At 57.2% G+C, this 785-nt stretch carries 1 protein-coding gene; it reads left to right on the top strand.

Annotation, left to right across the window (positions count from 1 at the left end; all coding sequences use genetic code 11):
• Positions 1-785: AMP-binding protein (locus QN224_RS33545; protein WP_283980174.1), on the top strand; the 785-nt coding region annotated here is incomplete at both ends.

The raw sequence follows: 785 nt of genomic DNA on the forward strand, positions 1-785 counted from the left end.
CCTGGGCGAACCGGCCGGCATCCGATCCCGACCCCCGCGCCCTCGGCCTCACTTCCCGCCATCTCGCCTACATCATCTACACCTCCGGATCCACCGGCATGCCAAAGGGCGTCATGGTCGAGCATGCGAGCGTACTTAACTTCCTAAATGCTTTTTTGGATATATCGAGGATTTCTGCACAGAATACATTTCTCGCTATTACCACTATCTCATTCGATATCGCAGCCTTGGAGCTATATCTCCCGCTAAGCAGCGGAGCTAAAGTTGCATTGGCTAATCATAGGGATGCTACGGAAGCTGTGATGTTGCAGCATCTAGTGGCTTACCACAAGATTTCTGCAATACAGGCCACTCCATCGACATGGAGCATGCTCCTGGATACGGGATGGCAAGGAGCACAACATTTGAATGTTATGTGTGGGGGCGAAGCATTACCAGCAAATCTGTCGTCACGCCTTCGGGAACGGGTAGGGTCTATAAGAAATCTATATGGTCCCACGGAAACAACCATCTGGTCGTCCAGTTTTCTTTTTGACAACTGGACCGAGGCGCCCCACCAAACAGTTCCGATCGGCCGCCCGATTGCGAACACGCGTGTGTATCTTCTCGACCGGCATGGCGCACCGGTGCCGTTCGGGGCGGTCGGCGAGCTCTACATCGGCGGGGCAGGGGTGGCGCGCGGCTACCTCAACCAACCGGAGCTGACGGCCGAGCGCTTCCTGGCCGATCCGTTCTGCGGAGAGCCGGGGGCGCGGATGTACCGCACCGGCGACCTCGCCCGCTAT

The sequence above is a fragment of the Sinorhizobium sp. 7-81 genome, assembly GCF_030124405.1.
Taxonomy (GTDB): domain Bacteria; phylum Pseudomonadota; class Alphaproteobacteria; order Rhizobiales; family Rhizobiaceae; genus Sinorhizobium; species Sinorhizobium psoraleae.